Source organism: Lentiprolixibacter sp., assembly GCF_982873095.1.
Genome location: NZ_CEYNTP010000255.1, coordinates 1 through 3,792, shown reverse-complemented (window position 1 = coordinate 3,792; position 3,792 = coordinate 1). Strand labels below are relative to the sequence as shown.

At 47.9% G+C, this 3,792-nt stretch carries 3 protein-coding genes; all 3 read right to left on the bottom strand.

Features of this window, described 5'->3' with window-relative positions:
- Positions 1–1,671, bottom strand: a 1,671-nt coding sequence (acs, locus tag AC4E7D_RS12670) for an acetate--CoA ligase alpha subunit (protein ID WP_490174154.1), incomplete at its 3' end; no start/stop codon positions are given.
- Between the two features lie 31 nt (positions 1,672–1,702).
- Entirely contained in the window at positions 1,703–2,659 is a 957-nt protein-coding gene (locus AC4E7D_RS12665; protein WP_490174153.1) for a histone deacetylase family protein, read from the bottom strand.
- Between the two features lie 301 nt (positions 2,660–2,960).
- On the bottom strand, positions 2,961–3,792 hold an 832-nt coding region (locus AC4E7D_RS12660; RefSeq protein WP_490174152.1), incomplete at its 5' end, for a DUF2490 domain-containing protein.

The following is a 3,792-nucleotide window of genomic DNA, read 5'->3' as shown; positions in this document are numbered from 1 at the left end:
TTCAATAGCCTCCTTCTCATTTTTGATATTGAGCACAACGCCGCCGGTGTCTGTCTTATGGGTGATATCCTGACTCGCGATCTTCATCACTACCGGATACCCTATGTTCTTACATAACTTACCCACTTCCTTCTCCGAACTTGCCAATCCGTGCCGGGTTACCGGAATCCCGTAATTGGTAAGGACCTCTTTTGCCTCGTCTTCGGTGAGCACGTAGCGGTTTTCCTCCATGATGGATTTGATCAGCTTATGGTTTTTGTCCGTATCCGGATCAAAACTGTGCGGGATAGTCGAGGGGGTTTCATGCAATGCCTCTATGTTCCGGGTGTACCTGTACATAGACATGAAGGTATTTACGGCGTTCTCCGGGATCCTGTAAACAGGTATATTGTTGGTCTCCAATATTTCCCGTCCTCTTTCTACATCCTTTTCCCCCATCCAGGAGGCGAGTATTGGTTTTGGGTATTTATCCACCAGTTTAACAACTTCAGCCGCTATTTCGTCTGACTTGGTCATGGCCTGCGGGGTGAGGACCAACAGCACCCCGTCCACCCCTTTATCAAGCAAAACCGCTTCGGTGGCATCCTTGTACCTCTGGGCGTCTGCATCCCCCAGGATATCGATGGGATTTCCGTGGCTCCATACCGGCGGCAGCGCGCTGTTAAGCTTTTCCATAGTGGCATCGGATAGTTGTGCGAGCTCACCCCCAAATTTAATGAGGTGGTCAGTGGCCAGAACGCCCGGACCTCCGGCATTGGTGATGATGGCCAGCCTTCTGCCCTTTGGCCTGGGTTGCATCGCCAGCGCCTGAGCAGCATTGAACAGTTCCTCTATGGTGTTTACCGGAATGATCCCTGCCCGTTTAAAGGCCGCATCAAATGCGATATCATTTCCTGCGAGCGTCCCTGTATGAGAGAGCGCCACCTTTGCCCCGGCATCACTTTTCCCGGCTTTCAATACGATAATGGGTTTGGTTCGGGCAAAGGCCCGGGCAGCGCTCATGAACTTCCGGGTATGGGTAATGGATTCCATATAAATGACAATGCTGCTGGTTTGTGGGTCACTTCCGAAATAGTCTATCAGATCATGAAAACCTACATCCACCATCGAGCCTATGGAAACGAAGTTGCTGAACCCCACATTTTGTTCCACAGACCAGTCGAGGATAGCCGTACAAAGCGCACCGCTCTGTGAGATAAAGGCGATCTTTCCCGGCAAGGCCATTTTGTTGGCAAAACTTGCATTCAACTTAATGGAAGGTTTAATGAAGCCCAGGCAGTTGGGCCCAATGATCCTCATGTTGTATTTTTTGGCATAGGCCAGGATGGTATCACTCATTTTTTGACCGCTTTCGCCGGCTTCCATAAATCCCGCAGAGATGATCACTATACCTCCAACGCCGTATTCCCCGCATTCTTTGACCAGCTCGGGAACTGTGGCTGATGGGGTTGCGATAATGGCCAAGTCTATTTCATCTCGGGTATCGCTGAGCTTTGCATAACTTCTGACGCCGTAAATACTTTTATTTTTATAGTTAATGGGGTAGACGGTCCCCTTGAATCCAGAACCGATCATATTCCTGATCAATGCGTATCCAACACTGCCTTCTTTATTGGAGGCTCCTATAACGGCTACAGTCCGCGGGTTAAAAATTCTGTTTAATGGATTCATAGTTTTAAATTAATTTTTGTTCAAGGGTAGGTCAAACCGACCAATATGGGGAAAGATTGGACAATAGCTTGTCCAGCCTCAGTTCGTATTCCATCCAGATCTTAATATCCGATTCGGTTGCTGGTTCTGTATATCTCTTTGGCTGGCCTGATATGCCATTTGTAAAGTTGTGAATGCATTTGGGCAATTCCTCTACGTTATACCCACCTTCAAGTGTGGCAAAAACATTACTGAAATTATCGGCAAGGATGCTACCGGTTTTGTAAAAGGCATCCACGGTATAGCGCAGGTCAAGGAGCAGGTCATATTTATGGGAATCAAAACCGGCCGAAACCGCTACTACATCCGGATTAAATTCCAGGGCGACTGGGAGGGTATATTTCAGGGCATCATAATAAATATCATCTCCTGATGCCGGGGGAAGCGGGACATTAATGGTAAACCCTTTCCCTTTGTCTGATCCAATTTCGTCTACCCATCCATGGCCCGGGAAGGCCGGTAACTGATGAATGGACCAGTACATCACCTCGTCTGAGTCATCGAAGATGGCTGAGGTCCCGTCACCCAGGTGTCCGTCAAAGTCAAAGATCAATACTTTTTTCCCTTGATTGGCCAGTCGCCGGGCAGATATGGCAACATTATTGAACAGGCAGAAACCACTGGCCCGATTGGGATAGGCATGATGGCCGGGGGGCCGCACTAGCGCAAATCCCTGCTCTTCAGAAGCCTTTATCGTGGCATTAGCGGCATATACGGCAGCCTCATAGGATTTGGGTGAACTGTGGGTGTCCGCGTCCAGCGACTTGCCTTGTTTTGAATATGCCTTGACCTTTTTGATATACTGCTCCCCATGGATGATTTTTAATACCGATTCATCGTAAGGCAGGTTGGCATCCGGTAGTGTTCCCAGCACATCAAGCCTTTTTCTGTTCTCAGGGTGCATGCCTGTATCGTGTTCCTTAAAAATGTGATGACTTATCAGTTCCATGGGCTTCTTTCTATTGTTAATGGTGTGATTTAGGACGACTGAAAGCGGCAGTAGCAGCAAGCAGGTGCATTTTCAGGAAAACGTTTACGATCAATGAAAAAAAGTTGCTCATTTCTCCTGAATGGGATGTTATTGAGGTCTAATTACCAACAACAATTGCAAGGTCAAAATTAGGGCAGCACAGCCTGCCCTTTTTATGATTATTGTCATAAAGCCCATATTAATTCTTAAGAATGTTTCCGCGGTTTTCAGAAGAAGCCTTAACACTTGGATGGCAATGCAAACCAGGGTTGTGCAAACCCTATTCAATCCCGCCAACAGGATAGTGGGGCAGATCCTTATCCGTTTTTTTCCTGAAGTCAGGAGAGTAGTACAAAAAGAGGCGAAACGTATGGTTGAGGTCGTATTGATTCCCGGTATATCTCTGCTGGTACACCAGCATGTATCCATAATCTACGATCAGGTTTTTCTCGATACGCTGGTTAAAACCAAGGAACAATCGGTTCTGGTCAAAGGTGTTGTAGATGATCTCCTTGCCCGCATGGAACAGGATCTCATTGGAGAGGACGGGCCTGGGCAGCCTGGGATCTTCGAATACCTGCACGGCAGCTGAGATCAGGAAGCGAAAACGGCTTGAAAAGCGCACGCGATCTTTGTTGCCGCTGTTCGTGTTTAACACTTCCTGCCAGCGTTGTTCCACCCTTACACGTTGCAGGAAGGTGATCTTTCCTATAATGGCCCGCCAAAGTGCCTGCTGGTAGATCCTGCGTTCGAGAGCGTATTTCCTCCCTGCATCGGTTTCCGTGGCACGCCACAAGGCTGCTGTTCCACCCACGAAAGAGATCTGGTCATTTAACCAATATGCGGCACCCAGGCGAAGAAAATAGAAGTTGGGATCACTGATAAAGTTGTCTCGGCGCAGATGTATATCAGCAATCATCCCCCAGTGCTTGCTGATTCGGGTGGTGCTGTTGATACTGGTCCAGAATTGTGATTGTTCAAAGGTTTCTGTCCCCTGCTGTGAAATTGCCTGGGCAGGAAGAAACATAGTGATGAGAACTCCTAGAGATACCTTGTTCACTGATAGGGGATAGGGGCAAAAAATAAAGGTATTGCTTATATCTGAATAATCA

Coding starts and splice junctions, on each gene's coding strand:
- AC4E7D_RS12665 (WP_490174153.1), bottom strand. CDS start 2,659: ATGGAACTGATAAGTCATCACATTTTTAAGGAACACGATACAGGCATG.